Origin of the sequence: Xanthomonas vesicatoria ATCC 35937 (genome assembly GCF_001908725.1) — a bacterium.
In the GTDB taxonomy this organism is placed as follows: Bacteria; Pseudomonadota; Gammaproteobacteria; order Xanthomonadales; family Xanthomonadaceae; genus Xanthomonas; species Xanthomonas vesicatoria.
The window spans coordinates 2,685,575-2,712,457 of the sequence record NZ_CP018725.1 but is presented as its reverse complement, the minus strand read 5'-3'; the positions used below and the strand labels follow the sequence as shown (position 1 = coordinate 2,712,457).

Annotated in this window: 15 protein-coding genes; 9 read left to right on the top strand and 6 right to left on the bottom strand. The window is 65.6% G+C overall.

Going from position 1 to position 26,883, the window contains the following annotated elements; all coding sequences use genetic code 11:
* Positions 1–144 precede the first annotated feature (144 nt).
* Positions 145–1,011, bottom strand: a complete 867-nt coding sequence (locus tag BJD12_RS11800) for an alpha/beta fold hydrolase (RefSeq protein WP_005997618.1) — start codon at positions 1,009–1,011, stop codon at positions 145–147.
* Entirely contained in the window at positions 1,008–1,973 is a 966-nt protein-coding gene (gene hemH, locus BJD12_RS11795) for a ferrochelatase (RefSeq protein ID WP_039425615.1), read from the bottom strand. Before hemH ends, BJD12_RS11800 begins: the two co-directional genes overlap by 4 nt.
* 152 nt (positions 1,974–2,125) lie before the next feature.
* On the opposite strand from hemH, the gene BJD12_RS11790 reads away from it, so the two are divergent.
* From BJD12_RS11790 to BJD12_RS11770, 5 genes are all read left to right on the top strand, one after another.
* Positions 2,126–3,031, top strand: a complete 906-nt coding sequence (locus tag BJD12_RS11790) for a lipid-binding SYLF domain-containing protein (protein WP_005997622.1) — start codon at positions 2,126–2,128, stop codon at positions 3,029–3,031.
* A gap of 72 nt (positions 3,032–3,103) precedes the next feature.
* A complete protein-coding gene (tatA, locus tag BJD12_RS11785) occupies positions 3,104–3,331 on the top strand; it encodes a Sec-independent protein translocase subunit TatA (protein ID WP_003484969.1) in 228 nt (75 codons plus the stop codon).
* Positions 3,332–3,346: 15 nt separating this feature from the next.
* On the top strand, positions 3,347–3,934 hold the full coding sequence (gene tatB, locus BJD12_RS11780; protein ID WP_005997624.1) for a Sec-independent protein translocase protein TatB: 588 nt from the start codon (positions 3,347–3,349) through the stop codon (positions 3,932–3,934).
* On the top strand, positions 3,931–4,668 hold the full coding sequence (gene tatC / locus BJD12_RS11775; protein ID WP_005997625.1) for a twin-arginine translocase subunit TatC: 738 nt from the start codon (positions 3,931–3,933) through the stop codon (positions 4,666–4,668). Before tatB ends, tatC begins: the two co-directional genes overlap by 4 nt.
* Positions 4,669–4,848: 180 nt before the next feature.
* Positions 4,849–5,442, top strand: a complete 594-nt coding sequence (locus BJD12_RS11770) for a hypothetical protein (RefSeq protein WP_005994440.1) — start codon at positions 4,849–4,851, stop codon at positions 5,440–5,442.
* Positions 5,443–5,645: 203 nt separating this feature from the next.
* Here the strand turns inward: BJD12_RS11770 and BJD12_RS11765 are convergent, their stop codons facing one another.
* Positions 5,646–6,545, bottom strand: coding sequence for a BPSS1780 family membrane protein (locus BJD12_RS11765; RefSeq protein WP_042828698.1), 900 nt, complete (start codon positions 6,543–6,545; stop codon positions 5,646–5,648).
* A 59-nt stretch (positions 6,546–6,604) separates the two neighbouring features.
* Positions 6,605–7,357, bottom strand: coding sequence for a glutamine amidotransferase (locus tag BJD12_RS11760; protein ID WP_005997628.1), 753 nt, complete (start codon positions 7,355–7,357; stop codon positions 6,605–6,607).
* A gap of 470 nt (positions 7,358–7,827) precedes the next feature.
* Here BJD12_RS11760 and xopAD point away from each other — a divergent pair, with 470 nt between their 5' ends.
* Entirely contained in the window at positions 7,828–16,476 is an 8,649-nt protein-coding gene (xopAD, locus tag BJD12_RS11755; RefSeq protein ID WP_074059380.1) for a XopAD/skwp family type III secretion system effector, read from the top strand.
* A gap of 390 nt (positions 16,477–16,866) precedes the next feature.
* Here xopAD and BJD12_RS11750 read toward each other — a convergent pair whose 3' ends face one another.
* Entirely contained in the window at positions 16,867–18,681 is a 1,815-nt protein-coding gene (locus BJD12_RS11750) for a GspE/PulE family protein (protein WP_042828562.1), read from the bottom strand.
* Positions 18,682–18,772: 91 nt separating this feature from the next.
* On the opposite strand from BJD12_RS11750, the gene glyQ reads away from it, so the two are divergent.
* The 3 genes from glyQ to BJD12_RS11735 all read left to right on the top strand — a co-directional run bounded on the left by glyQ (position 18,773) and on the right by BJD12_RS11735 (position 23,671).
* Positions 18,773–19,681, top strand: a complete 909-nt coding sequence (gene glyQ / locus BJD12_RS11745; protein WP_005996494.1) for a glycine--tRNA ligase subunit alpha — start codon at positions 18,773–18,775, stop codon at positions 19,679–19,681.
* Between the two features lie 157 nt (positions 19,682–19,838).
* Positions 19,839–22,070, top strand: a complete 2,232-nt coding sequence (gene glyS / locus BJD12_RS11740) for a glycine--tRNA ligase subunit beta (RefSeq protein WP_005996493.1) — start codon at positions 19,839–19,841, stop codon at positions 22,068–22,070.
* Positions 22,070–23,671: a tetratricopeptide repeat-containing sulfotransferase family protein gene (locus BJD12_RS11735; protein ID WP_005996492.1), complete on the top strand. Its 1,602-nt coding sequence runs from the start codon at positions 22,070–22,072 to the stop codon at positions 23,669–23,671. The genes glyS and BJD12_RS11735 overlap by 1 nt, the downstream gene beginning before the upstream one ends.
* Before the next feature lie 437 nt (positions 23,672–24,108).
* Here BJD12_RS11735 and BJD12_RS11730 read toward each other — a convergent pair whose 3' ends face one another.
* A complete protein-coding gene (locus tag BJD12_RS11730) occupies positions 24,109–26,808 on the bottom strand; it encodes a TonB-dependent receptor plug domain-containing protein (RefSeq protein WP_206501090.1) in 2,700 nt (899 codons plus the stop codon).
* Between the last annotated feature and the right edge of the window lie 75 nt (positions 26,809–26,883).

The window sequence follows — 26,883 nt, the reverse complement described above, 5'->3', positions numbered from 1 at the left end:
CCTCCGCAGTCAGCTGTGGCGTCGCGTGCACCGTGTCGAAAAACGTCCACGGCGCACTCCACCGCTCGAAGGATTCAATCGCAGTGACCACACGCAAGGGATCCGCCATTGCGCCGACTTGCCTGCCGATCGCACCTGCTTGCATCACGGCTGCGGCAGCGTCGCCAAAAACCCATTGATCACCGCCGCCACCGCCTGCGGTGCCTCCATATGCACATGGTGGGCGCCCGGCAGCAGGTGCAGGCGCGCGTCCGGCACCATGGCCACACGATGATCGCGCAGGGCGTCGGAAAAATACGGTTGGCCCGGCGTTGCGAAGATGGCTTGGGTAGGGCACACGATGGAGGCCAGCAGCGCATCGATTTGCGCTTCGGTCATGCGGATGGCGGTGGGCAAGGTCAGGCGCGGGTCGGTGCACCAGCTGTAGCCGCCTTCGACCACGCGCAGGCCGCGCTCCACCAGCAGGCGCGCTGCCGGCTCGGTGAGTTGATTGGCCATCATGCGTGCGCGCACTGGCGCTTCCATCGAGCTGAAGACACGCAGCGGCCGTTGCGGCAGGGTCCGGGTCGAGCGCACGGAGTCGCGCAGCCGCTCTGCGGTGCTTTCCACCGGTTCGGCCAATGCACCCAGTGCTTCGATCGCCACCAAGGCCTCGACGCGCTCCGGCGCGGCGGCAGCCATCAAGCTGGCGACGCCGCCACCCAGCGAGTGGCCCAACAAGGTAAAGCGGTCCCAACCCAATGCGTCGGCCACCTGTAGCAGGTTATGAATTGCGCTGCTCAGCGTGTATTCGGCGCCTGTCGGCAGCCAGGCACTGTGGCCGTGACCGGGCAGGTCGAGCAACACCAGATCCAGATCGGGCGCGCGCAGGTGTGCACTGAGCGGGACGAAGCTGGCCGCGTTATCAAGCCAGCCGTGCAATGCCAGCACCCGGCGTGGCCCGCGTTCGGTGTTGCGCAGACCGGTGACGCGTCCAATGGCCAGCTCGCACGCAAACGGCTCCAACCTCACGCGCGCCGCGCCACTGCGGCCAGTGCCTGCGCATGCGCCGGACTGGCGTTGAGACACGGGATATAGCTCAGTGTGGCGTTACGCTCTGCCAGCGTTTCGGCAAAGCCCAGCGCCACTTCTTCCAGCGTCTCGAGACAATCGGTGGCAAAGCCCGGGCACACCAGATCGAAGCTGCGCACGCCGCCTTCGGCCAGCGCCCACAGCGTCGGTTCGGCATACGGCTGCAGCCAACGTTCGGCACCGAAGCGCGACTGGTAGCCCATCTGCCACTCGTCCGCGCCCAGGCCGAGCGCGGTGACGATGGCCTGCGCGCTGCGCTCGCATTGCTGCGGATACGGGTCGCCGGCATTGGCCACGCGTTGCGGCAGGCCATGGAAGGAGAACATCAGCTTCTCGCTGCGCCCGTGCACCTGCCAGTGCGCACGGATGGAATCGGCGATCGCCGCCACCCAGCCGGCGTCCTCGCAATAGTCCTGGATCACGGTGACCTCGATCTCCGGCGCGCTGGGCCGCCATGCATCCACCACGTCCTGGATCGAGGCGGTGGTGGTGGTCGAATATTGCGGATACAGCGGCAGCACCACGATGCGCTTGATGCCGCGTGCGCGCAGGCCATCGAGCGTCTTGCGCAAGGCCGGCTCGCCGTAACGCATGGCCCATTCCACCTGCCAGTCCGGCATCGCCTCTTTCAGGCCCTCGGCCAGGCGGCGCGTGTAGACCGCTAACGGCGAGCCGTCAGGCAGCCACACCTTGGCGTATTTTTCCGCCGACTTGGGGCCACGGATCGGCAGGATCACCCCGTACAGCAGCGGCTTCCAGAACAGCGGCGGGATCGCGACCACGCGACGGTCGCTGAGGAACTCGGCCAGGTAGCGGCGCACGGCCGGGGCGGTCGGCGATTCGGGGGTGCCGAGGTTGACGACCAGCAGGGCGGTATCAGGAGTGGTGTTCATGCCGGCCATTCTGGCAGAGCCGGGCAGGACTGCCGAGGACAGCGCATCAATCGTCCCGATCTGCGCCGTCTTGCCGCCGGATGCGCTCACCACCGATTCATTGCGCCAGCACTAACGTCGCGGCATTGCTATCTTTGACGGATCGTCCTTTGGAGCTTGTCATGCCTCGTTTGTCGCGTCTGGCCCTGTTGTTGTCGCTGACCTTCGCCGCCGGCCATGCCGTCGCCGGCCCGGAAGAAGACCAGCGCGCACGTAATGCGGTGCGGGTGCTCAACGAGATCATGAAGATTCCCGAGCAGTCCATTCCGGACAAGCTGCTCGACGAGGCACGCGCCATCGTGGTCATCCCCGACACGCTCAAGGCCGGCCTGGTGATCGGTGGCCGCCGCGGCCACGGGTTGATGTCGATGAAGAACGCCGACGGCAGCTGGTCGCAGCCGGTGTTCGTCAAGCTCACCGGCGGCAGCATCGGCTTCCAGGCCGGTGTGCAGTCCTCCGACGTGGTGCTGGTGTTCCGCAACGACCGCAGCCTGGACAACATCGTCAACGGCAAGTTCACCCTTGGCGCCGACGCCGGCGTGGCCGCAGGCCCGGTAGGCCGCAACGCCGCCGCCGCCACCGATGGCCAGCTCAAGGCCGAAATCTGGTCGTGGTCGCGCGCGCGCGGCCTGTTCGCCGGCGTGGCGCTGGATGGCGCGGTGCTGCAGATCGACGATGCCGCCGACCTCAACGCCTACGGCGGCGGCGCCACCCCGCGCATGATCTTCGAAGGCCGGACCAACGAGCGCCCGTCCACCGACGTCATCGCCTTCCGCGACCGGCTGGAAGAAGTCACCTACACCGCGCGCACCAATCGCACCAGCGATGGCGACAGCGACGAGACCGCGCCACCGCCAGTGGCGCGCGCGCCAAGTGCGGCTCCGGCAGCGCAAACGGCCCCGCCGCCGCCGGCCAACGAGGCCAGCACGGTGCCGATGCAGCCCAGCACCACGCCGCCTCCACAGCAGGGATTCCAGCCGGTATCCGATGGCGAAATCCGCACCGAATCACTAGACGGCAACCGCTGACCGGCTGTCATCCCCCTGCGCGGTGCGCTGGGGTATCCTGAGCCTTCCTTCTTTTCAGCAAGCGAGCAGATCATGGGCGGTTTCAGCATTTGGCACTGGCTGATCGTGCTGGTGATCGTGTTGCTGGTGTTCGGTACCAAGCGGCTCACCAGCGGTGCCAAGGATCTCGGCAGCGCGGTCAAGGAATTCAAGAAAGGCATGCACGACGACGACAAGCCGGCCGGCAAGCTCGGCGACGACTCCCGCACTGCCGAGCAGGCGCGTGAGGCGCAGGCCGAACGCGACCGCGACGCGCGCTGATCCGGAGCAGCGTCGGTGTTTGACATAGGTGTTGGCGAACTGACGCTGATTGCGATCGTCGCCCTGGTGGTGCTCGGTCCCGAGCGTTTGCCCAAGGCGGCCCGTTTTGCCGGACTGTGGGTGCGCCGTGCGCGCATGCAGTGGGATTCGGTCAAGCAGGAGCTCGAACGCGAGCTGGAAGCCGAAGAACTCAAGCGCAGCCTGCAGGACGTGCAGGCCTCGCTGCGTGAGGCCGAAGGGCAGCTGCGCAGTACTCAGCAGCAAGTCGAAGAAGGCGCGCGCGGTTTTCATGACCAGGCGCGCGACCTGCACGACGAACTCGGCCGCGATATCGACATCCGTACAAGCGCCACCCCGGTGGCGGCACCGCTGGAGCTACCCGCCGACGCGCCGGTGGTGCTGGAGCAGGGCAGCTTGCAGCCGCATGCCCACGTGCCGGGCCCTTCCCCGGTGATCGCCCAGGCGCAGCCGGTTGCGCCAGCGCCCCGGCAGACGCTGGTGCCGGCACCGCACGGCAGCCTGGCTTCCGCACCGGTGAGCGCGCAGGGCACTACCGCGCCAACGACCGCAAGCAACGGCAGCACCCAGGAGAAAGCGCCTTGAGCCTGTTCGACGACGCACAGGCCGAGAGCAGTCTGATCGAGCACCTGGTCGAATTGCGCGCCCGTCTGGTGCGTGCGCTGATTGGCCTGGGCGTGGTGTTGCTGGCATTGCTGCCGTTTTCGCGCGCGATCTATTCCTGGCTGGCCGCACCGCTGGTCTCGCAGCTGCCGCTGGGGCAGACCATGATCGCGATGAACCCGGCCGGCGCGTTCTTCGCCCCGCTCAAGCTGACCTTCTTCGTGGCGGTGTTCTTCAGCGTGCCGTGGCTGCTGTACCAGGCCTGGGCATTCGTCGCACCCGGCCTGTACCAGCGCGAGAAGAAGCTGGCATTTCCGTTGCTGGCCTCGGCGGTGGCGCTGTTCTACATCGGCTGCGCGTTTGCGTATTTCCTGGTGTTGCCGGCGGTGTTCCACTTCCTGACCACGTTCAAGCCGGACGTGATCGCCATCACCCCGGACGCCAATTCCTATCTGGATTTCGTGCTGGCGATCTTCTTCGCCTTCGGCGCGAGTTTCGAGCTGCCGGTGGCCTTGGTCATCCTGGTGCTGCTGGGCTGGGTCAGCCCCAAGCAGCTCAGCGAGGGCCGCGGTTACGCCATCGTCGGCATCTTCGTGCTGGCCGCCGTGCTCACCCCGCCAGACGTGGTCTCGCAGCTGATGCTGGCCATCCCGATGTGCCTGTTGTATGAGCTGGGCATCATTGCCTCGCGTGCGGTGGGGCCGAAGGCGAGTTAGAGCGCGCCGCAGTACGGCTGCTAGTAGGAGCGCACTCGTGCGCGATGAAGCCTACCGGTAGAGCTGCATCGCGCGCAAGCGCGCTCCTACGGTCGCCGTGGCACGGGTACAAACACACTCCCGGACACGAAGGTGCTGACAGACGCGTAGGCTGCATCCAACCACCAGGTTGGATCGAAAATGCCGAAAACCGCATCGGAGCAGCTGTTCGAGACCTTCTGCGCCCACCATCGTTTGGACTGTCAGCGGATTGCCGAGACGTCCGCAAGCACACCCGACTATCACGTCCAGCTGGGCAGCACGGTGGTGGCCGTCGAGATCAAGCAGATCGAAAGTAGACGGGGAGTCGGTCCAGACGGTGGATGGTCCCGAACCATTGGCTGCAACGTCCGTCACAAGATTAACGAGGCGCGTGCCCAGCTGCGCGCCGCCGCTAGTGCGGGCATGCCGGCCATCTTGTTGATTCACAACACGGTCGATCCGATGCAGTTGTTCGGTACCGAAGAGCATGACTTTCTCAGCGCCATGTATGGCGAGCTGACGGTCCGAATCAATGCGTCTGGTCGTGCGGCAAGCGGTCTTTTCCACGGGCGCAATGCGCGCTTGCGGGAGACTGACAACACGTCTTTCAGTGGCGTGGGGCACCTGCATGCAACGCGCTCAGGTGCGGAGGTGATCGTTTACGAAAACGTGTTTGCAGCGCGTCCATTGCCATTTGGCGCCACACCCGACTGCATCACGACCGTTCGGGTAGAGCTCGACCAAACAGTCTGACGCTGCAGACCCGGATCGAACTTCGTAGGAGCGCACCCGGGCGCGATGGGCTTTGCCGCAAGTCTCGGGCGCCGAGGCGAGCTAGATCCTCCGCGCTCGCCAGAATGGCTTCTGGTAGGAGCGCACTTGTGCGCGATGAGGCCTCACCGGTAGAGCTGCATCGCGCGCAAGCGCGCTCCTACGGATGCTGCGGTATCAGGCCATCAGGCCGCAAACACGTCCGGGCGCGAGGGCGGGGCGGGCTGCGCGGCGGCGCCTTCGTGGGTGAACATCTGCTTCCACGCGGCATAGACCGAGCCGGCGAAGACCGGCATCAGCACCGCCATCAATAGCAGCTGCGCCAGCCACATCGCCACGGTTTGCCCCGCGACCAGGCCGACGATCAGCGCGACGATCATCACCGCGAAATAGATCGCGAAGATGGCGATGAAGGCCAGCACGAAGAACACCAGCATCGCCGGCAGGTTGTGCAGGCTGGCGCGCAGGCTCTCGCGCAGCGCATGGCCGCCGGTGCTGCGGTCGAACATCACCTGCGGCGGCATCACGAACAGCGCCAGCGTCATCGCCGCGAAGGTGGCGATGGTCAGCAACAGCCACAGCAGGATGCGCCCGGCCGGCAGGCTGGCGGCAAGCTGCTCGATCTGCACCGGGTCCGGCTGCGCGCCGGACTGGCTGATCTGGTTGATCTTGATCATCACCTCGGACAGCTGCTGCAGCCCGCTGGAGCCGATCATCACCAGCAGCAGCACACCCAGCAGCAGGCCGGCGATCAGCTGCGGCAGCAGCGAGACCAGCAGGTGCGGCGCGCGGCCGTCCTGCAGGCCGTGCAGCAGGTGCGATGGCTTGGCAATGCGGCCTTCGTCGACCTCGCGGATCGCCCACAGCATGCCGCCCATGAACAACGGGCCGGCCAGCACCAGCAGGAACTGCAGTGCCGGGCCCAGCAGCGGCACCAGCACCGACAGCGACACCACCAGCGAGGCGGCCACGCTCCAGATCACCCCCAGCGAGCCAAGCGCCAGCGGCGCCCGCTTCAGCAGCGAGAAACCGGTCAACAGCCATTCTGCGCCGGCAGATGCCGGCACCTTGCGAATTTCGCTCATTCCCATTCCGGATCGATACGCGCGCCGGACCATCCGGCGTATGGCGATTATCGCTGCTTTTACGTGTGCGCGGCGGGATGAGCGTTCACTGTTTGCAGGCCGCGTGCGTGATGCACGAACCGGCGCAGCAGCTTGCGGGCGACCGGGGCGGCGGTGACCTCGCGGGCGACCGTGCGGGCGCAGTGGCCGTGGCGGGCAATGCACTCGGCACGCGCGCGGACGTAGCCGCGCATGTGGTGGGTGGCGAACTCCGGGTGGAACTGCACGCCCCAGGTGGCCCGGCCCCAGCGAAAGGCGTGGCAACGGTCCTGACGCGAATGCGCCAGCACGATGGCGCCGTCCGGCGCGCGCACCACCGTCTGCAGGTGGGTGGCATGGGCCGGGAACTGCGCTGGAAGGCCTGCAAACAGCGGGTCCTGTTCGGCCGGCGGGTGCAGCTCCAGCGCGATGGTGCCGGACTCGCGGCCGGCCGGGTTGTAGTCGACTTCGCCGCCAAGGGCGTGGGCCAGCAGCTGGTGGCCGTAGCAGATGCCCAGCAACGGCTTGCCGTCATGGGCGGCGTCGCGCAGCCACTGCGCACTGCGCTCGCTCCAGTCGGCACGGTCGGTGACGAAGGCGGCCGAGCCACTGATGATGATGCCGGCAAAGCTGCCCCGGTCCGGCAGGTCGTCGCCATTGGCGACATCGATTACTACCGTCTCGTGCTCGGCGAGCCCGGCCGCCACGCGGATCCAGTGCGGAAAGCGGCCGTATCGCTTCATCTCCGGCACGGGGTGACCGGTTTCGATGATCAGGAACGGCAAAACGGACATGCGCGACAACCCGGACACCACAGATGCCCCCGATTGTAGGCGGCAGTGGCGGGGTTTTTTCAAGCGGCGGCCCAATACGGACGCTGCGGGTCATTGCCGAATGACATGTCCTGATTCCCTCGCAGCTGGATGGCGGTGGTGGTGACGGGCGTTGCCGGCGGTGGCACGCCGTATATAACGGCAGAAAAGCGCATGACTGGACTGACAGGGCCTTGGTGCCGTCGCTGTGGTCAGGTTGACGCAAGGTTCGGCTGGATTGATATGGAAAAACGTCGAATCGTGTATAGCCATCAACACACTGTGCTTGACGGCTGCGGAGCACGTCACGGTGCCGGCGTGCTGCATCCCAGGCGTTCATCCATGCAATGTGCTGGGAGCCACTTGTCCAATACGCAGCGCGTGTCGCACACGTCGTCGATACTTCGTATCGAACAAGTCGCTCGCGGGCAGGTTGACTAAAAATTTTGGGCATGAAAACCCATGCCACCCATCCAACTGCATTCCGCACAAACTCGCCTTACGCTCCTGAAGAAAAGCCCAGGCTAACGAAGGATCAGGCAGCGGCCAGCACCAGCGGCACGCATCAACCCCTTGGACTGCCGCCTAGAAAACGGCGGAGGATGGAGTCGGATGACCGAGGAGCGTCGACGCGCGACAGGCAGCCCCTTACGGCAAGCGCCGTAAAAAAAGAGCACACCGATGCCAGCGAAGGCGCATGGGACAGGCGCTTTCGGCACTGGCAGCCCCCGGCCGTAAAAAACGAGCGCATTAAAACCGAGCGGTACCCCGACAAGGTGAGCGCCGACGTCGGCGCCTCTTCATCGCATCGTCGGCCCCAACGACCGACGCAGCATGGTTTGGAAACAAGGGAAAATTTTCGACCTACCGAGCGGCAACCCGAGCGAATCGTAGGAAAACGATCGCGCGAAGAGCAAGAACCCGATCGCCAGTCAAAGCGCTCAGGCCATGGCACGCGGCTGACAGCCGAACTGCGCAGGGCCGAAGATCATCTGGACGTGGCGGCACAAAAACGGCTACAGGCGCAGCGACAGCAACAGCGGCGACAGTTGAGCGAGCCTCACGGAATCGGGCGGAACCACAACGCCGGCCTGTGCGTATCGATGGCATGCGACAACGAGCTGGCCGATCGCATGCGCGGCGGGATGGCGTTGCCCTTCCTGGAAGAGAGTTTGCATGCGCAAGTCAACGCCAGTCGGCTCGACAAATACCTTCAGCTGGTTGCCAATGCACAGCGGGTAACGCCCCGCGATCTCGATCGTTGCACCGAGCTTGCAGCGCAGTACCTCTACCAGACCGGGTGGTTCGAAGGCACATCGCTGAAGCAGCTGGCGCATGTGGGCAACAAGCTGAGCAAGCACCCGCACCAGCCCGCGTGCATGGAGGCAATCGCGTGGATCGCAGGGCAAGTCGATCAGGCCGATGATCTTGTGGGGCTGGGTAGCTACCCGTCCGCTCTGCTCCTGAACGCCTTCGCAAAAAATATCGACAGCGGTCGGTGTGAACGCGCGGTGGCGCGTGTGGCACGTCACCTGCTGCGTGATGACCACGCCTGGCAGTCTCTGAATGGGCTGCAGATCAGCCTGGCACTCAATACCTTCAGCAAGTGGTCCGATCATCCGGATTGCCAGGTCGCGGCGCATCGGCTCGCCGCGCGTGTTGCAAGCGACAACCGCTTGCGTCATACGATGGATGCCCAGGGCGTGGCAACCACGCTCAACGCCCTGAGCAAATGGCCCGACACGTCGGTCTGTGGAGCCGCCGTCGGCGCGCTGGCCGAGCGGCTGGCCGACGAACCCGAGTTGCGCGAGGACCTCAGTCCGCAAGAACTGACCAATGCGCTCAATGCCCTGAGCAAATGGCCCAATTCTCCGGTCTGTGCGGCCGCCGCCAGTGCGCTGGCCGGGCGGCTGACCGACAAGCCCGCGTTGTGCGCGGCCTTGCATGGGCAAGGCGTGTCCAATGTGCTCAACGCCCTGAGCAAATGGCCCGACGACGCGGTCGGTGCGGCCGCCGTCGCTGCGCTCGCCAGGCAGCTCGCAGACGATCCCGAGCTGCGCGAAGACCTGGACCCGCAAGGCGTGTCCAACGTACTTAACGCCCTGAGCAAATGGCCCGACGACGCGGTCGGTGCGGCCGCCGTCGCTGCGCTCGCCAGGCAGCTCGCAGACGATCCCGAGCTGCGCGAAGACCTGGACCCGCAAGGCGTGTCCAACGTACTTAACGCCCTGAGCAAATGGCCCGATACGCCGGTCTGCGCAGAGGCCGCCAGTGCGCTGGCCGAGCGGTTGGTCGACGATCCCGAGTTGCGCCAGGCCCTGGACCGCCAAGGCGTGGCGAACGTGCTCAACGCGTTGAGCAAATGGCCCGATACGCCGATCTGTGGGCAGGCCGTCAGTGCGTTGGCCTGGCGGCTGGCCCATGAGCCGGAGTTGTGTACGGCCCTCGACGCGATCAACCTGACCCAAGCGCTGGGTGCCGTGAGCAAATGGCCCGACGACCAGGTGTGTGCGTCCGCCGGCAGCGCGCTGGCCGCGCGGCTGGCATGCGAGCCCGATGTGTGCGACGCCCTGAAGCCGCAAGAAGTGGTCACCGCGCTCCATGCCCTGAGCAAAGGGCCTGACAATGAGGTCTGCGCGTCCGCCGGCAGCGCGCTGGCCAAGCGGCTCACCGATCCTGCTGTGTGCGCGGCGCTCGATCCGCTGCTGATGGCCGTCGCGCTCAAAGCCTTGAGCAAGTGGTCCGATAATGCGAGCTGTGCGTCCGCCACCAGCGCACTGGCCCAGCGGCTGGCATGCGAGCCCGATTTGCGCACGGCGCTCCACCCGCAAAGCGTGATCGTCGCGCTCAACGCCCTATCCAAATGGCCCGACATGGCCGATTGCGCCGAGGCCGTCAGCGCGCTGGCCGAGCGCCTGGCTGACGATCCCGGCTTGCGCGAGGCACTCAACGCGGTAGACCTGACCAACGCGTTGAATGCCTTGAGCAAATGGCCAAACAACCAGGCCTGTGCCGAAGCCGCCAGTGCGCTAGCCAGGCGCGTTGTCGACGATGGCCTGTTGCGCACTGCCTTCAATTCACTGGACGTGGCCAATGCATTGAATGCCTTGAGCAAATGGCCCGACAAAGCGGACTGTGCGGCCGCCGCCAATGCGCTGGCCGGCCGGCTGGCCGACGATCCGGAGTTACGCACGGCCTTCAATCCATTTGACGTGGCCACCGGACTCAACGCCCTGAGCAAATGGCCCGACAACGAAGATTGTGCGGCGGCGGCCAGTGCACTGGCCGCACGGCTGGTCGACGATCCTGGGTTGCGTAACGCCCTGGATCCGCAAGCCTTGGCCATCACGCTCAACGCCCTGAGCAAATGGCCCGACACGACGGTCTGTGGCGACGCGGTCAACGCATTGGCCGCGCGGCTGGCATCCGAGCCCGATGTGCGCCAAGCGCTCAAGCCGCAAGAGGTGGCCAACGCGCTCCATGCCCTGAGCAAATGGCCGGACAACCAGGTGTGTGCGGCAGCCGCCCGCGCGCTGGCCGAGCGGCTGGCCGACGACCCTGGGTTGGTCCAGGGGCTGGACCCGCAAGGCGTGGCAAGCGTGCTCTATGCCCTGAGCAAGTGGTCCGACACGCCAATCTGTGGGGCCGCCGTCAGCGCGCTGGCCAAGCGGCTGGCCAACGAGCTCCGGCTGTGCAAATCCCTGGAGCCCCACCACGTGGCGAGCGTGCTCAACGCCCTGAGCAAGTGGTTCGGCACGCCTGTCTGTGCGGCTGCCGCCAGTGCGCTAGCCGGGCGGCTGGCCGACGATCTGGAGTTACGCCAGGCCCTGCCCCCGCATGGCGTGGCGAGCGTGCTCAACGCCCTGAGCAAATGGCCCGACACGCCGGTCTGTGGTGACGCGGTCCACGCGCTGGCCGAGCGGCTGACCAACGACCCCGAGTTGTGCGGGGCCCTCGACTTTTCCAGCGTGCCCCTAGTGCTCAACGCCCTGAGCAAATGGCCCGACACGCCGGTCTGTGGCGACGCGGTCCACGCGCTGGCCGAGCGGCTGACCAACGACTCCGAGTTGTGCGGGGCCCTCGACTTTTCCAGCGTGCCCCTAGTGCTCAACGCCCTGAGCAAATGGCCCGACACGCCGGTCTGTGGCGACGCGGTCTACGCGCTCGCCGCGCGGCTGGCCGACGATCCCGGGTTACGCCATGCCCTGGACCCGCAAGGCATGGCCAATGCGCTCGGCGCCATGAGCAAATGGCCCGCCGACGAGAGCTGTGCAGCAGCCGCCATGGCGCTGGTCGCGCGGCTGACCGACGATCCGGACTTGCGCGAGGGCTTCGGCCCTATCGACGTGACCCAAGCGCTCAACGCCCTGAGCAAATGGCCCGGCTCCCCGGCCTGCGAGACAGCCACCGACCTGTTGGCTGCGAAGCTGGCCAACGAGCCCGGCTTGCGCAAGGCCCTGGACGCGCAAGGCGTGGCCATCGCGCTCAACGCGCTGAGCAAATGTCTCGCCAGGCCGGTGTGCCAGTCGGCATTCGTGCTGCTCGCCGAGCGCGCAGGCTCGGCCGAGCAGCCGTGGCGGCAGTTCCAGATGCGTGGGATCGCGGTGATGGCCAACGCGATGTCCCGGCTGTTGCACCTAGACGATGAGGACGATGAGGACGATGAGCAGTTCCGGACGTTGGGTGTCGCCAAGCTGCAGGCGATGGCCGGACACCTCGACCTGCACCGCGAGCGGTTTGCGTCCGCCTCGGCCGCCGAAATCGGCGTGCTCTTCAAGGCCCTTGCATCGGCGGGGCTGCAACGCCAGATGCGTCCGCTGGGGGAGCCGGCGCTGGAGCGGGTGTCGGCCCTCATCGGGGACGATGGATTACGCCAGACCAGCCTTGAGGGGATCGGCAGCCTGTGCATGGGACTGTTGCCGCTGATCCGCAGTCCGGAGCTCAGGCCCCGCCATCGGGTCCAGGCATTGCGCGTGTTCGATGCGTTGCAGCCCATCGTCGCACGCAAGATCGACCTTTATCTGCGTGGCGGCGAGGAGGGCGCGTCGGCCGACATCGAAGAACATGCAACACGCTGCCCGGCGCTGACCTTCTACCAGGTGCTCAAGGCCTACGCGGTGGTGAGCCGGCAATGGAAAGCGCGCCATCTTGACGGCCCGCGCAAGCAGCTGCGCCAGCGCCGCGACGAGCTGGTGAAGTGGGTGGACCTGACGCTGGCGCGCACGCGCGAGGCGATCGAGGTGGACCTCGGCGAGATGAGCTGGAACCTGATCGCGCAGATCGAGGCCGGCGAGCAGGTGTTCGACGCCCTGGACCTGCGCATGGCCAAGGAAGCGCCGACGATCACCCAGGCCCATCCACCGACCCGCTTCGACCTGGACAGTGGGCGCTTGAGCATGTCCACGGTTCCCGGTCGGCCGGTGGCGCCGGCGCCCGGCCGCGGCAGCACGACCCATGTGGTGGTCGATCTGGTGGGCAAGGAGCTGTCGACCAATCGGTCCGAATCGGACAAGCCGTACTCGCTGTTTGCACGCCTGACCGGGCTGCCGCTGGTGGAGGTGCAATTGCCTGGTGACCTATCGACCTTCATGCTCGCGCGGACGTTCAACTACAACGGCGAGCCCTGGCGCTTCGACCTGTTCGGCGGCAGCCGCGCCGCGCGCAGCAAATCCGGTAGCAGCAGTCTGGTGATGTCCCAACGCAAGGAGTCAGCGTCGCTGTTGCCGGCATTCCGCTATGCCGACACCGCCCCGGGCAGCAGCCTGATGCAGCTGGCCGCCAAGCTCGCTCCGCAACGCGAGGACTGGTCGCGCATGCAGCGCTCGCTGCTGGAGATGGTGCCCAGTGGCCATGTCGTGGAGGGCACGCTGCGCCTGGGCGTGTTCGATGACGTCGAGGGCCCTGCGCATCCGTTCAAGCCGTTGGCGGTGGATGGCACTGCCCTGGCGCTGTGCCCCAACGATGGCTGCGGTTTCCTGAAACTGGAGGTGGCCTTGTCCATTCCGGCCTTCCGCAAGCACTACGATGCCTGGCACGCAGTGCAGGCGAACCAGGCCACCGAGGAGCAGCGCGAGCTGGTGGCCAAGGACAAGGGCCCTTCGCTGATGCCAGCGCAGGCGCTGCACCATTACCCGCGCGATGCGGCGGCACTGGAAGAGGCGCACGCGGCGATGCAGGACCGGCTGCAGACACTGGAGCCGACGGGCGATGACCCGTTATGGGTCTACAGGCCGCTGATCAGCGGCGGCTACCAGGGGCAGCGGGTGCGGGCGGTGCCTTCGGCCGACGACAAGGTGCATCTGCCGCTGCAGCGCAGTCAGGCCTTCGACCTGGCCGGCGGCCCGCTGCTGCTCGGCAAGCCCCCCTACGACAAGGAGAATCTGCTGCCGGTGCCGGAGCAACGCATCGCCACCGTGGCCAAGGGCGACGCCACCGCCGCGTTCCTCTCGCGGTGCTTCGGCATCCAGTACAGCTACACCGGTTTCGATGATCGTTCCGGCGCCGATCCGCAGATGCTGCACAGCAAGGGCATGCTGGTGGTGGTGCCCGAGCAGCAGTGGCCGGCCGCGTTCAGCGACACCGACCTGGCCTGCTCCAAGGAAGATCTGAAGACGCTGTCGTGCTGGACGAGCGGCCGCGACCGCGGTGCCTTGCCGCGCGACATCCTCAGCACCGGCAGCCTGCGGCTCAAGGACATCGTGGAGCCTGGGCGCCTGGGCGCACTGCCGATTGACGAGTTGCGCAAACGCAACATGGATACCGACGGCGACGATGCGTTTGTCTACGCAGGCTACCCCAAGCTGGCGGCGCTGATTTCGCGGGTGATGGTGGATCGCCAGGCCCAGCGCGGTCGGCAGCAGTCCTTCAAACCGCCGAAGACGGCCACGCCGGCCATCGACACGGTCAGCGGGCACTACCAGCCCGGGCGGCTGTCGGAGATCATGTCCCTCAAGCGCGGTCAGCGCATTACCTCGGCGGCGGCCACGCTGGCGTCGCGTTTCATGGCGCAACCGGACGCGCTGCGTGAAGCGATGGCGCGCGACATGATGTTCGGCACCTACGATGGCATCGAGCGCGAGTTGCGCAACGGTTTGCGCGAGCTGCTCGAAGAGCAGGTCCGCGATCCAGTGGTGTTGGCCACTCTGCGCGTGCAGGCGCGCGATGCGATCGAGCGCGCGCATCTGCCCGAAGCGCGGGAAGCGGCCGCATTGCTGCACGCGCAGCTGCTTGCGCTTGAGACGGGCTCGGCCGCCGACAGCGCCGCGCCGGCGTTGCCCGAGGCCTTGGCCGAGGCGTTTCCCGGCCTGGCCAAAGCCTACGCGGCCGCCTCTGGCGTGCAGGCGCGCATCCACGCCATCCTGGACAACTACCCGGTGTGCCGGCTATCGCATGCGCAGTTCCCGGATGGGCAACCCGGGCTGGTCCCCGGCGAGCCGGAACTGACCATGCGCAACCTGTTCACCATTGCCATCAAGGTCGGCACCGATGCGCTGAAGTCCGACACCGGCACGGCGTTGTTCGCCAAGATCGTGGAGGCCTGCGAACGGTCCGAGCGCAGCTTCGCCGAGCGGGTCCGCGTCCCGCCATACAGCAGGGCGACCGCCCGGGCCATGCAGGACGGGCGCTTCGATCCCGAACAGACCAAGCTGCTGCTGCAGCGCATGCCATCGATGGCCGCTGGCGTCATGGAAGACGCGCTCGAGGCGCTACAGCAGGCCGGCTGGATCGCCCGCTCGCAGCCGCCGGCCGAGCGGCTGCGCGCCGTGCAGCCGCAGGACATTGCGGCTGAGGCACAGGCCTTGCTCGGGCGCGCTCGCCAGATGGAGCCGCAGGTCACCGACATGCTGCAGCGCATTGCCGCCCGCCACGGTGGGCAACTGGCCGGCACGCAGCATCAACTGAAGTCCTACGGCTCGTTGCAGGAAAAGCTCAAGCAGCGGGTGGCACTGAAAAAGCAGACGCTGGAAGAAGCGGCGGCGGGCGTCAACGATGCGCTGCGCTACAGCGTGGTGCTGGAACCGCAGGACTTCACCACCGGTCTGCGCGCCACGCTGGCTGCGCTGGACGATCAGGGCCATGCACGGGTCAAGCTGACCAATCAATTCATCGATTACCCGCCAGTCTTCAAGGCCATCAATGTCACGCTGCGCAGCCCGGAGGGTGCACTGTGGGAGATCCAGTTCCACACGCCGGAGACCTTCGCGCTCAAGGAGCGCTTCCACGATCTGTACAAGCGCGCCCATGCGCTGGCGGTTGGCGGTGCGTCGCGGGCCGAGCAACGCACCTTGCAGGCGCCTGCACTGGAGGCCTTCAAGCGCGTGGCCTCGCCGCCAGGATGCGAGGAGATCGACAACTGGCAGGAAGAGGCCGTGCCGGCGTTGCCAAGCGCGACGCCCACGCCCGGCGCCGAGCAGACTGCCGGCATTGCAGACCCATCGTCGGCATCCGGTGTGTTCGACACCGCCGCAAGCAAGCAAGCGGCGCTGACCCCTGTGCTCGACACGCTGGCCGAAGGCTTGGGCGCGCGGCTCTGGGGCAACGTGCGCTACGACGCCAAGCAGGGTCGGATCGAGCAGGTGCAACAGGCCCCGTTCCAGAAATCGGTCGCCTCGATCAAGGACAAGATCCGGCACCATCTGCGCGCCGGCATGACTGCCGAACAGGCCGCGCAGAGCGTGGGCGATGCGCTGCGCTATGCGCTTGAGCTGCCGTCCGAGGGTTTCGTGATCAAGGTGCTGGCGGCACAGGACGCACTGCGTCGGCAAGGAATCACGTGCGTGAACCTGAAAAATTACTTCACCTCGGGAGACGGCACCTACCGGGGCATCAATGCCAGCTTCACCGACGCCGAGGGCTACGCGTTTGAAGTGCAGTTCCACACGGCCGAGAGTTTCAACGCCAAGGCGCAAACGCACCTGCCTTACAAGCGGATGCAGTTGGCGCAGAGCAGGCTGGCCAAGGAGCAGCAAAAACCTCAACCCGATCCGGTCAGGCAGGCAAAACTGACGCAGGAGATCGCAGCGCACCAAAAGGCCATGCACGAGATGACCGCCAAGGTGCGCAAACCCGCCGGGGTCGAGCGTCTGGGAGCGCGCGCATGAGGCCAATCCATCTTCCGGAACGTGGACAAGTGCGACAGTTGGAAAGATCGAGCTGCGGGCCAGATGGCGTCTCCACCATGACGGCATGAGCGCCGAGTTGCACTAGTGCGCAACATCGAGCGCGTGCGTCGGTCGCCGTCATCGCGATCGAGCGCTCGGCGTACGAAAACGGCGTGGAAACCGGGCACGCTTCTGCGTGCGTGCCCACCGACAACGTGCCTGAGCGAAAACGGGCGATCGGCAGGGATCGGTCCCACTGTGCGCAAAAAATTCTCTACTCAATCCCCGACCCTCGATGCCTTGCGGCCTCGAGAATCCCCCCGATCATGCACGCGCGTGCCGGTCGCAAACCACGCCCAAGCGGCCTGCTCACCAGCACGGAGGATCCGCTCACTCCCGCGGCGGCAATACCGACAGCACTTCTTCAATGGTCGTCAGCCCGGCAGCGACCTTTTCCAGCCCGGTGCGGCGCAGGGTGCGCAGTCCACCGCCGCGCGCGGCCTGGCTGAAGCTGGCAAGGTCGGTGTCGGCGCGGATCAGGCTGCGCAGGCGCGAGCTGACCGGCAGCAATTCGTACAGGCCCACACGCCCGAGATAGCCGGTGCGGCGACATTCCAGGCAGCCTACCGGTGCATGCACGTTGAGCGTTTCCGGCAGCGCTTCGCCCGGTTCGCGGATCGCCGCCCAATCGTCGTCGCTGAGCGTGTGCGGGCGCTTGCAGTGCACGCACAGGGTGCGCACCAGACGCTGTGCCAGCACGCCGTTGAGCGTGGAGGCGACCAGGTAATGCGGCACGCCCAGATCCAGCAGGCGGGTGATCGCCGATGCCGCATCGTTGGTATGCAACGTGGACAGCACCAGATGCCCGGTCAGCGAGGCCTGCACCGCCATCTGCGCAGTTTCCAGGTCGCGGATTTCGCCGATCATGATGATGTCCGGGTCCTGCCGCAGCAGCGTACGCACGCCGCTGGCGAAGTCCAGGTCGATGTTCTGCTGCACCTGCATCTGGTTGAATTCCGGCGCGATCATTTCGATCGGGTCTTCCACGCTGCACACGTTCACATCCGGCGTGGCCAGGCGTTTGAGCGTGGAATACAGGGTGGTGGTCTTGCCCGAGCCGGTGGGGCCGGTGACCAGCACGATGCCGTGCGGGCGCTCTACCAGTGCACTCCAGCCGGCGGCCTCTTCCGGGCTAAAGCCGAGTTGTTCGATGCTCTTGAACGCCGAATCCGGGTCGAAGATACGCATCACGCATTTCTCGCCGAACGCGGTGGGCATCGTCGACAGCCGCATTTCCACCTCGCGCCCGCCCGGCGAGCGGGTCTTGATGCGGCCGTCCTGCGGGCGGCGGCGTTCGGCCAGGTCCATGCGGCCCAGCACCTTAATGCGGCTGACCACCGCGGTCATCACCGACGGCGGCACTTCCAGCACCTTGTGCAGCACGCCGTCGATGCGGAAGCGCATGCGCCCGGCCTCGCGGCGCGGCTCCAGATGGATGTCGCTGGCCCGCTGCTCGTAGGCGTATTGCAGCAGCCAGTCGACGATATGCACGATGTGGTGGTCGTCGGCGTTGACGTCGCCGGCGCGGCCCAGTTCCACCAGCTGTTCGAAGCTGGGCAGGCCCGCGTTTGATTCAGTACTGCGCGCATCACCACGCGCGCCGCGCACCGATTGGGTCACGCCGAAGAACTCCATCGTGTAGCGATGCAGGTCCAGCGGGTTGATCAGTGCCAGCTCGATGCGGCGGCGGCTCAAGTGCTGCACATCGGCCAGCCACTCCAGCGCCAGCGGCTCGCTGGTGGCGATCAGCACGCGCTCGGCATCCAGGGCCAGCGGCAGGATGCGGTGGCGGCGCGCATACGCATGCGAGACCACCCCGGTGACCGCGGCCACATCGATGCGGGTGGGGTCGATGCGCAGATAGCGTAGCCCGGTGCGGGTGGCCAGCCATTCGGTGAGCCGCTCCAGCCCCAGCTCACCGGCGGGCGCCTGCGCGGCGTGCAGCTTGAGGTTGGCCAGCAGCACCAGTGGATGCACGTCGCTGGCAGTGCGCGCGCCGGCGGCGGAGAACTGCACACGTTCGTGTTCGTGCGGCACCACCATGCCGTCGGCGAGCAGGGCGGCGGCCACCGGGTCGAACATCAGCCGGCCGCGCGGCAGGATCGCCGCTGCGCTGTCCGGGTCGGCGTTGCGCCGCTGTTCCATGCTGGTGGTTCCCCTGCCGCGCTGCTCCCGCGGCAAAGCGCCGCGGGTGGGCCGGTATACTAGCGCACCCCTTTCGCACGGCCCTTGCTGCATGTCCGATTCCCGCCGCGTTCCAATCACGTTCCAGGGCCTGATCCAGACCCTCAACCAGTACTGGGCCGATCAGGGCTGCGTGCTGATTCAGCCGCTGGACCTGGAAGTGGGTGCGGGCACGTTCCATCCGGCCACCTTCCTGCGCGCGCTGGGACCGGAGCCGTGGAACGCCGCCTACGTGCAGCCCTCGCGCCGTCCCACCGACGGCCGCTACGGCGAAAATCCCAACCGCCTGCAGCGCTACTACCAGTACCAGGTGGCGATGAAGCCCAACCCGGACAACATCCAGGACCTGTACCTGGGCTCGTTGAAGGCACTGGGCATCGACCCGCTGGTACACGACCTGCGCTTTGTCGAAGACAACTGGGAATCGCCCACGCTCGGCGCCTGGGGCCTGGGCTGGGAAGTCTGGCTCAACGGTATGGAAGTCACCCAGTTCACCTACTTCCAGCAGGCCGGCGGGCTGGAGTGCAAGCCGGTGCTGGGCGAGATCACCTATGGGCTGGAACGGCTGTGCATGTATCTGCAGAGCTGCGACAACGTCTACGACCTGGTGTGGACCTACGGCCCGGACGGCGCTGCAGTGACGTACGGGGATGTGTACCACCAGAACGAAGTGGAGCAGAGCGCCTACAACTTCGAGCATGCGAATGTGGAAGAGCTGTTCCACCGCTTCGATGCCTGCGAAGCCGAAGCCAAGCAGCTGATCGAGGTCGGCCTGCCGCTGCCGGCGTACGAGCAGGTGACCAAGGCCAGCCACGCCTTCAACCTGCTGGATGCGCGCCGTGCGATCAGCGTGACCGAGCGCCAGCGCTACATCCTGCGCGTGCGCGCGCTGGCGCAGGGCGTGGCGCAGGCATATCACGCGCAGCGCGAGAAGCTGGGGTTTCCCGGGGTGAAGAAGTAACCCAGAGCCCCTCTCCCGCCGGGAGAGGGGTTGGGGTGAGGGTACGGGGCGCAGCCCTAATGCACCCAAGCTCCATCGGCTTCGCCCGTACCCTCATCCGCCCCTTCGGGGCACCTTCTCCCGACGGGAGAAGGGAACACGTAAAGGTCCACGTCATATGAGCGAACAACTTCCCCTGCTGATCGAACTGGGTACCGAAGAGCTGCCGGTCAAGGCGCTGCCGGGTCTGGCGCAGGCTTTCTTCGATGGCGTGCTGGCCGGGCTGGAAAAGCGTGGCATTGCAGTCACCCGCGGCGATGCCAAGCCGCTTTCCACACCGCGCCGCCTGGCGGTGCTGCTGCCGGGCGTGGCCACCGAGCAGCCGGAGCAGCGCTCCGAGGTGCTGGGGCCGTATCTCAACATCGCGCTGGACGCCGAGGGCCAGCCGACCAAGGCGTTGGCCGGCTTCGCTGCCAAGGCCGGGATCGACTGGACCGCGCTGGAGCGCACCAGCGATGCCAAGGGCGAGCGCTTCGTGCACCGCGCGGTGACGCCGGGCGCGCAGACCGCCGCACTATTGCCGGACATCCTGCGCGAGGCCATCGCCGCCATGCCGATCCCCAAGCCGATGCGCTGGGGCGCGCACGATTATGCGTTCGCGCGGCCGGTGCAGTGGCTGGTGCTGCTGTTCGGCAATGACGTCATCCCGGCCGAACTGTTGGGCGTGCGGGGCGATCGGATCACCCGTGGTCATCGTTTCATGCACGAAGGCGAGGTGTCGTTGGCGGCGCCGGGCAATTACATCGACGCGCTGCGCAGCGCGCATGTGCTGGTGGATGCCGAGGCACGTCGCGCGCGCATCGTCGAAGAGGTCGAAGCGGCCGCCAAGCAGGCCGGTGGTAGCGCGCGCATCAGCGACGACAACCTGGAGCAGGTGGTCAACCTGGTGGAATGGCCGTCGGCGGTGCTGTGCAGTTTCGAGCGCGATTTCCTGGCGGTCCCGCAGGAAGCGCTGATCGAAACCATGGAGATCAACCAGAAATTTTTCCCGGTGCTCGATGACGGCGGCAAGTTGACCGAACAGTTCATCGGCATTGCCAATATCGAATCCAAGGACGTGGCCGAAGTGGCCAAGGGCTACGAGCGGGTGATCCGTCCGCGCTTTGCCGACGCCAAGTTCTTCTTCGACGAAGACCTCAAGCAGGGCCTGGAAGCGATGGGCGCGGGCCTGGCCAGCGTGACCTATCAGGCCAAGCTGGGCACGGTTGCCGACAAGGTCGCGCGCGTGGCTGCGCTTGCCGAAGCAATTGCGCCGCAAGTGGGTGCCGATCCGGTGCAGGCGCGTCGCGCCGCGGAGCTGGCCAAGAACGATCTGCAATCGCGCATGGTCAACGAATTCCCGGAACTGCAGGGCATTGCCGGGCGGCATTACGCCAAGGCCGCCGGCGAGCCCAGTGAAATCTCGTTGGCGATCGATGAGGCTTACCAACCGCGTTTTGCCGGCGATGACATTGCGTTGTCGCCGTTGGGTAAGGTGCTGGCGATTGCCGAGCGTCTGGATACGTTGGCCGGTGGATTTGCAGCCGGCTTGAAGCCGACCGGTAATAAGGACCCGTTTGCGCTGCGGCGCAATGCGTTGGGGTTGGCGCGCACGGTGATTGAGAGTGGGTTTGATCTGGATTTGAAGGGACTAATTCAGCACGCCTACAACTTAGCAAAGCAGTCGGCGTCTGAAGTTGTGCTGCGGCAGAAGAAGGATGCTGCAGACAAAATACGTGCGATAGGTGTAGATGCTCCCACGTCACATGCGAGTCAGCGATCGCTGCACCATGAAGAACTGACTGAACTTTTTGACTTCATCCTCGATCGCCTACGCGGCTACTACGCCGACAAGGGCGTGCCGGCAACGCATTTCAACGCTGTGGCCGCGTTGTTCTCCGTCGCGCCCGAAGGCACTACTGCACCGCACGGCGTAGGAGCGCACCTGGGCGCGATCCACGGCTCCCTCTACGACTTCGACCGCCGCATCGATGCCATCGGCATCTTCGCCACGTTGCCCGAAGCCGAAGCCTTGGCCGCGGCCAACAAGCGCATCCGCAACATCCTGCGCAAGGTCGATGGCGAGATTCCCGGCGACATCGACACCGCGCTGCTGCGCGAACCGGCCGAAGAAGCATTGGCCGAAGCGGTGGAAGCGGCCATCGGCGACACCGGCGATGCGCTGCACCGCCACGACTACGTCGCCGTGCTCGCGCGCCTGGCTCGTCTGCGCCCGCAGGTGGATGCGTTCTTCGACGGCGTAATGGTCAATGCCGATGACCTGCAGCTACGTGCCAACCGCCTGGCGCTGCTGAAGAAGCTCGGCGACCGCCTCGGTAGCGTTGCCGCCATCGAGCATCTGTCCAGCTGATGTCCACCGCTGCGGGCGCGACGCAGTGGCAGAGCGCCCAGGCCGCGCTGGCGCGCCGCGACATGGCTGCGGCGGCGACTGCGTTGCAGGCCGTATTGGCGGTGGAGCCAACGCATGTGTCGGCCCGCGTGCTGTTGGCCGGCACCGTGCTGGCGAGCGGCAAGATGCGCGAAGCGGTCACGCAGCTACGCTTGGCCGCGCGCGATCTAGGCGACGATGTGACGCTGCGTTGCCGTGTGGCGCAAGCGCTGCTGCGCGTTGGCGAACATCGGCCGTTGCACGCGCTGCTGCGGCATCCATCGGTATTGCAGTGTGGCGATGGCGCGACGCTGGCCTTGCTGGCGCATGTGCACCAATCCCTGGGCGAACATCCCGAAGCATTGGCGATGATGCAACGCGCGCAGGCCTGCGGATTCGATGGGGCGGATTTCCGCTTTTTCCTTGCCGTGCAATTGCAGTTCAATGGGCATCTAGATGCGGCAGCGCAGGCGCTGGAGCAGACATTGGCGCAGAAGCCCGGCTACGGCCGTGCGGCGCTGACGCGTGCGCGTTTGCACCGCCAGAGCGCGAGCAACAACCATGTCGCGCCATTGCGCCAGCAGTTGCAGTGCGCTGCCCCCGGAAGCGAAGACCGTGCCGGGCTGGCGTTCGCGCTGTACAAGGAGCTGGAAGATCTGGGCGATATCGATGCTGCCTGGGATGCCTTGCAACACGGCAATGCGGTCATGCACGCACGCTTGCGCCATGATGCCGACGCCGAGGCGTCGCTGTATGCGCAGTTGGGCGCATTGTCCGATCAAGGCGTCTTTGCAGCCCAACCAGCCGATGCTGTACAGGGCCCGCAACCCATCTTTGTGCTCGGCCTGCCACGCTCGGGCACGACAGTGCTGGAGCGCATGCTGGGCAACCATTCGCAGATTGTTTCTGCAGGCGAACTGAGCGACTTCGGCCATCAATTACGTTGGGGCGCGGACCAGGCCGGCCGCAGTCTGCTGGATGCAGGCCTGTTGCAGGCCCTGCCCACGCTGGACTACGCACAGGTCGGGCAGCGCTATCTGGAGCAGACGCAGTGGCGTGCAGGGTCGGCCCGCTGGTATATCGACAAGTTGCCTGCCAATGCGGTGGCGATCGGGCCGATTGCACGTGCCTTGCCCGGCGCGCTGATCGTACATCTGGTGCGCGAGCCGATGGCGGTGTGTTTTTCCAACTATCGCGCGCTGTTTGGCGATTCCTATGCCTACAGCTACGACCTGCAGACCTTGGCGCGCCATTACCAGGCCTATCACGGTTTGATGGCGCATTGGCGCGCCGCGCTACCGGGTCGGGTGATCGATGTGGACTACGCGCAGATGGTGCGCGATCCATCTGCGGTGTTGGAGCAATTGATGACGCGCTGCGGGTTGGCGATAGAGCCAGGGCAGATCGACATCACCCGCAATGCCGCAGCGTCGGCCACGCTGAGCAGCGTGCAGGTACGCGAGGGCGTGCATGCACGTAATGTGGAAGCGTGGCGCCGCTACGCAACGCACCTGGAGCCGTTGAGGCAGGCTTTGTTGCAGGCGGGCATGCTCGAAACAGCCGCTCGCACTAAGCCCGGCTGACAGAACGCGTGCTCGCGGCCAGGTGGACGCGGCCTGCTGTTTGATCCTCATCCGCACACCGCCACTTAGGCAGGTGCGATGTCCTCCCTGCTTGCGGGACCCTGTGGCCGGATGGATGCGGCGTGAGAAACCCGAGTAGACGGATGCACGGAGTGTCCTGACAGGCCCAGGCGATGGCGAGTAGGCGCTGTTCTTGCGCAGGCCCGCATCGTCGGGTGGGTGCACATCGGCCGCTCGTTGCGACAAAGGCCGGATTCGGTGCGGTGAACGAGCCATTGGTCTGGGTCTGGCCAATTTGCGCGACTTGGCCTACCAGCGTTTATTCAAGCACCGTAGATCGCTGCTCCAAGTCCAATTCAGGCGTACCCGCGTCGGCGGGATGGATAAAAAAGACCGGCAGTCATGATGACTGCCGGCCGTTGGTCACAACCGATGACTCACTGCGCGCCGAAGCGCCAGTTCAACTCCAGCATGTAGGAACGGCCGTAGCCGGTGTAGTTGAAGATGTTGTAGTACGGGTAGTCGGTGTAGGTGCGATCGCGCGGCGGACGCTCATTGGTCAGGTTGTTGACCGTGGCCGTGAGCGAGATGTCGTCGTTGATTGCATAGTCCAGCGTCGCATTGAAGGTAGTCCAGGGGCCGACCTTGCGTGCGCCTTCGGCCGCATAGCCATCGGTGCTCTGGCCTGCGGTGAAGTTGGGCGTACGGCCGTAACGCTGGCCGAACAAGGTGGTGGTCCACGCATCCTTCTGCCAGGTGATCGAGGCATTGGTGATGCTGCGGAACTCGGACGAGAAGAACGGCTCGCTCAACAGGTCGCGCACCGGGTCTTGCGGGAACTGCTGGCTTTCGTGCTTGAGGGTCAGGTTGTACTGCGCATCGAACACAAACAGGCCCCATGTCTCGGTGGCCAGGTTGTAGGTCGCCTTGGTCAGCATGCCGGAGATTTCCTCGTTGGAAATATTGACCGGATTGATACGGATGTTGCTCAGGCGATTGGGTACCGGCGCATCGGTGGCCGTGCGGTCGATGCGCGACAGCGCGTCCACGCACGTCGGCGAGTTGATGTCCAGCGCGCCGAGTCGGCAGGCCGATTCGTTCTGCAGCAATGCGTCGGTGCTCAGGTCGCTGACCTTGTCATCGATCTTGATGTTGTAGTAGTCGGCATTGACGCTGAAGCGTGCGTTCGGCGACCACACCACGCCGGCACCCCAGGACTTTGCGGTGATCGACTTCAGGTCCGCATTGCCGGACCGACGGCCCTGGATGCTGGTGCCGGCATAGGTGCAGTCAGAGATCGGCACGCCGGGTTCTTCGACCGCGCAGCGGTAGTAGTCGTTGACGCCCTGGAAAAAACCGCTGTCGCCAGCGAACGAGAACGCCATGTCCGGTGCCTTGAACGCAGTGGCGTAGTTGCCGCGGAACAGCAGCGAATCGATCGGACGGAACTCCAGCGCAGCCTTGTAGGTGAACTTGGAATCGCCACCGCCGCCCTGGTTCTTGTAGTCGTCGTAGCGACCGGACAGGTTGGCGGTCAAGGTGCTCAGGATCGGCACCCGCATTTCGAAGGCCGCCGCCCAGTTCTCGCGCTTGCCGCTGCCCTGGGTGCCGGTCAGCTGGTAGAAGTCGCCGGCAATCACACGCGGGTCGGTCGGATTGGTCCAGTACTGATTACCGGCCTGCAACACGCCGGCAACGCCGACCGCACCAGCCGGCATGTTGAACAACTCGGTATTGGTCAGTTGCAGGTTGACGTTCTGGGTCCAGGTCCTGGACTTGGTACGGATCTCGTCGTTGAAACTGCGGTACTGCGCCGGCGTCAACGCGCGATAGAAGTTGGCATCGTTGGGAGAATAGATCGGGTAGCCGTAGTACTCGCCTTGCGGCGCGCCAAGGAACTGTTCGCGGAAGAAATCTTCGATGCGGTCAGCCAGCGGCCACTGCTGACGGCTTTCGATGCGGTATTCCGAGCGTGCGTAGTACGCATCGTAGGTCCAGTTGCTGGCCCCCAGGCCGCCTTTCAGGCCAAGTGCGATGTTGTAGGAGTCGGCGGTCTGGCGGTTGTTGTTGAAACCGTTGTCACCGGTTTCTTCCGGTGCAAAAACGCGCTGATAGCCTTCGAGCTGCTGGCTGTCCTGGTTGTAGAACAAGCCGCCAGTATCGGAAGAGGTCTGCCAGAAGCGGGGTCCGCCATTGACCTCGACCTTGGTGCGATTGAGCAACAGGGTCGAGTACAGCTCGACGTTGTCGTTGAACGCATAGCTCAGGTTGGCATAGCCGCTGGCACTGCGTTCCTTGTTAAGGATGCTGGCGTAGCCCGGCTCGGTACGGCTGCTGCAGAAGTTGCCACGGTTGACGCGGTTGTCGTATTGCACCGACCCATTGAATAGCGCGCCCAGCGCAGCGCAGTTGTCTGCACCTGGATCGACATAAGTGGCCGGGGGGCCGGCGAGGTTATGCAGCGCGATACGCGAGCCGTAACGCAGCGTCGGGTCCGGATTGTCGTTGGTGGAATCGAAATCGCGGCGCTGATAGCCGTAGATCGGGTCCTGGTTGTTGAGCTGCAGGCCCCACACGATATTGGCGCCGCCGATCTCGTTGCCGCCGGTGAGCTGAAAGCGCTGGTTGTTGCCGCCACCGCCGTCATAGGTGCCCATGCGGTAATTCATCTGCACGCCGTCCATGCGCTTTTTCAGGATGATGTTGACCACCCCGGCGATCGCGCTCGAGCCGTAGATCGACGACTGGTTACCGGGCGCCACGTCGATGCGCTCGACCATGCCTACCGGCACGCTGGCCAGATCGACGAAGTTGCTCTGGCCGTTGTAGAGCAACGGGTAGTCGGCCATCGGCCGGCCGTCGATCAGCACCAGGGTGAAGCCGGGATCCAGGCCGAGCAGGCTCAACGACTTGGCGCCGGCGGTGAAGCCTCCGCTGAATTGGCCATCCTGCACAGAGCCGGTCGCCATCGGTTGCGAGCGCAGCACGTCGTAGACGTCCTTGAAGCCGCGGCGTTGGATGTCCTGGGCGGTGATCGAGAACACCGGGGTTGCGGTTTCGACCTGGGAACGGGGGATCAAGGACCCGGTCACCGTGACCTTGTCCAGTTGAGTGACTTCACCTTGCTCTTGTGCCATCGCAAGCGATGGCATGGTCAGGGCGGTGCAGACGGCAGTAACCAGTAGATGACGCTTCATGAAACGAACCTCTCT

Bases quoted from the DNA above. Each gene is read 5' to 3' on its own strand.
- hemH (WP_039425615.1), bottom strand. From the start codon at position 1,973: ATGGCCGGCATGAACACCACTCCTGATACCGCCCTGCTGGTCGTCAAC.
- BJD12_RS11790 (WP_005997622.1), top strand. From the start codon at position 2,126: ATGCCTCGTTTGTCGCGTCTGGCCCTGTTGTTGTCGCTGACCTTCGCC.
- tatA (WP_003484969.1), top strand. From the start codon at position 3,104: ATGGGCGGTTTCAGCATTTGGCACTGGCTGATCGTGCTGGTGATCGTG.
- BJD12_RS11770 (WP_005994440.1), top strand. From the start codon at position 4,849: ATGCCGAAAACCGCATCGGAGCAGCTGTTCGAGACCTTCTGCGCCCAC.
- BJD12_RS11765 (WP_042828698.1), bottom strand. From the start codon at position 6,545: ATGAGCGAAATTCGCAAGGTGCCGGCATCTGCCGGCGCAGAATGGCTG.
- BJD12_RS11760 (WP_005997628.1), bottom strand. From the start codon at position 7,357: ATGTCCGTTTTGCCGTTCCTGATCATCGAAACCGGTCACCCCGTGCCG.
- xopAD (WP_074059380.1), top strand. From the start codon at position 7,828: ATGAAAACCCATGCCACCCATCCAACTGCATTCCGCACAAACTCGCCT.
- BJD12_RS11750 (WP_042828562.1), bottom strand. From the start codon at position 18,681: ATGGAACAGCGGCGCAACGCCGACCCGGACAGCGCAGCGGCGATCCTG.
- glyQ (WP_005996494.1), top strand. From the start codon at position 18,773: ATGTCCGATTCCCGCCGCGTTCCAATCACGTTCCAGGGCCTGATCCAG.
- glyS (WP_005996493.1), top strand. From the start codon at position 19,839: ATGAGCGAACAACTTCCCCTGCTGATCGAACTGGGTACCGAAGAGCTG.
- BJD12_RS11735 (WP_005996492.1), top strand. From the start codon at position 22,070: ATGTCCACCGCTGCGGGCGCGACGCAGTGGCAGAGCGCCCAGGCCGCG.
- BJD12_RS11730 (WP_206501090.1), bottom strand. From the start codon at position 26,808: ATGGCACAAGAGCAAGGTGAAGTCACTCAACTGGACAAGGTCACGGTG.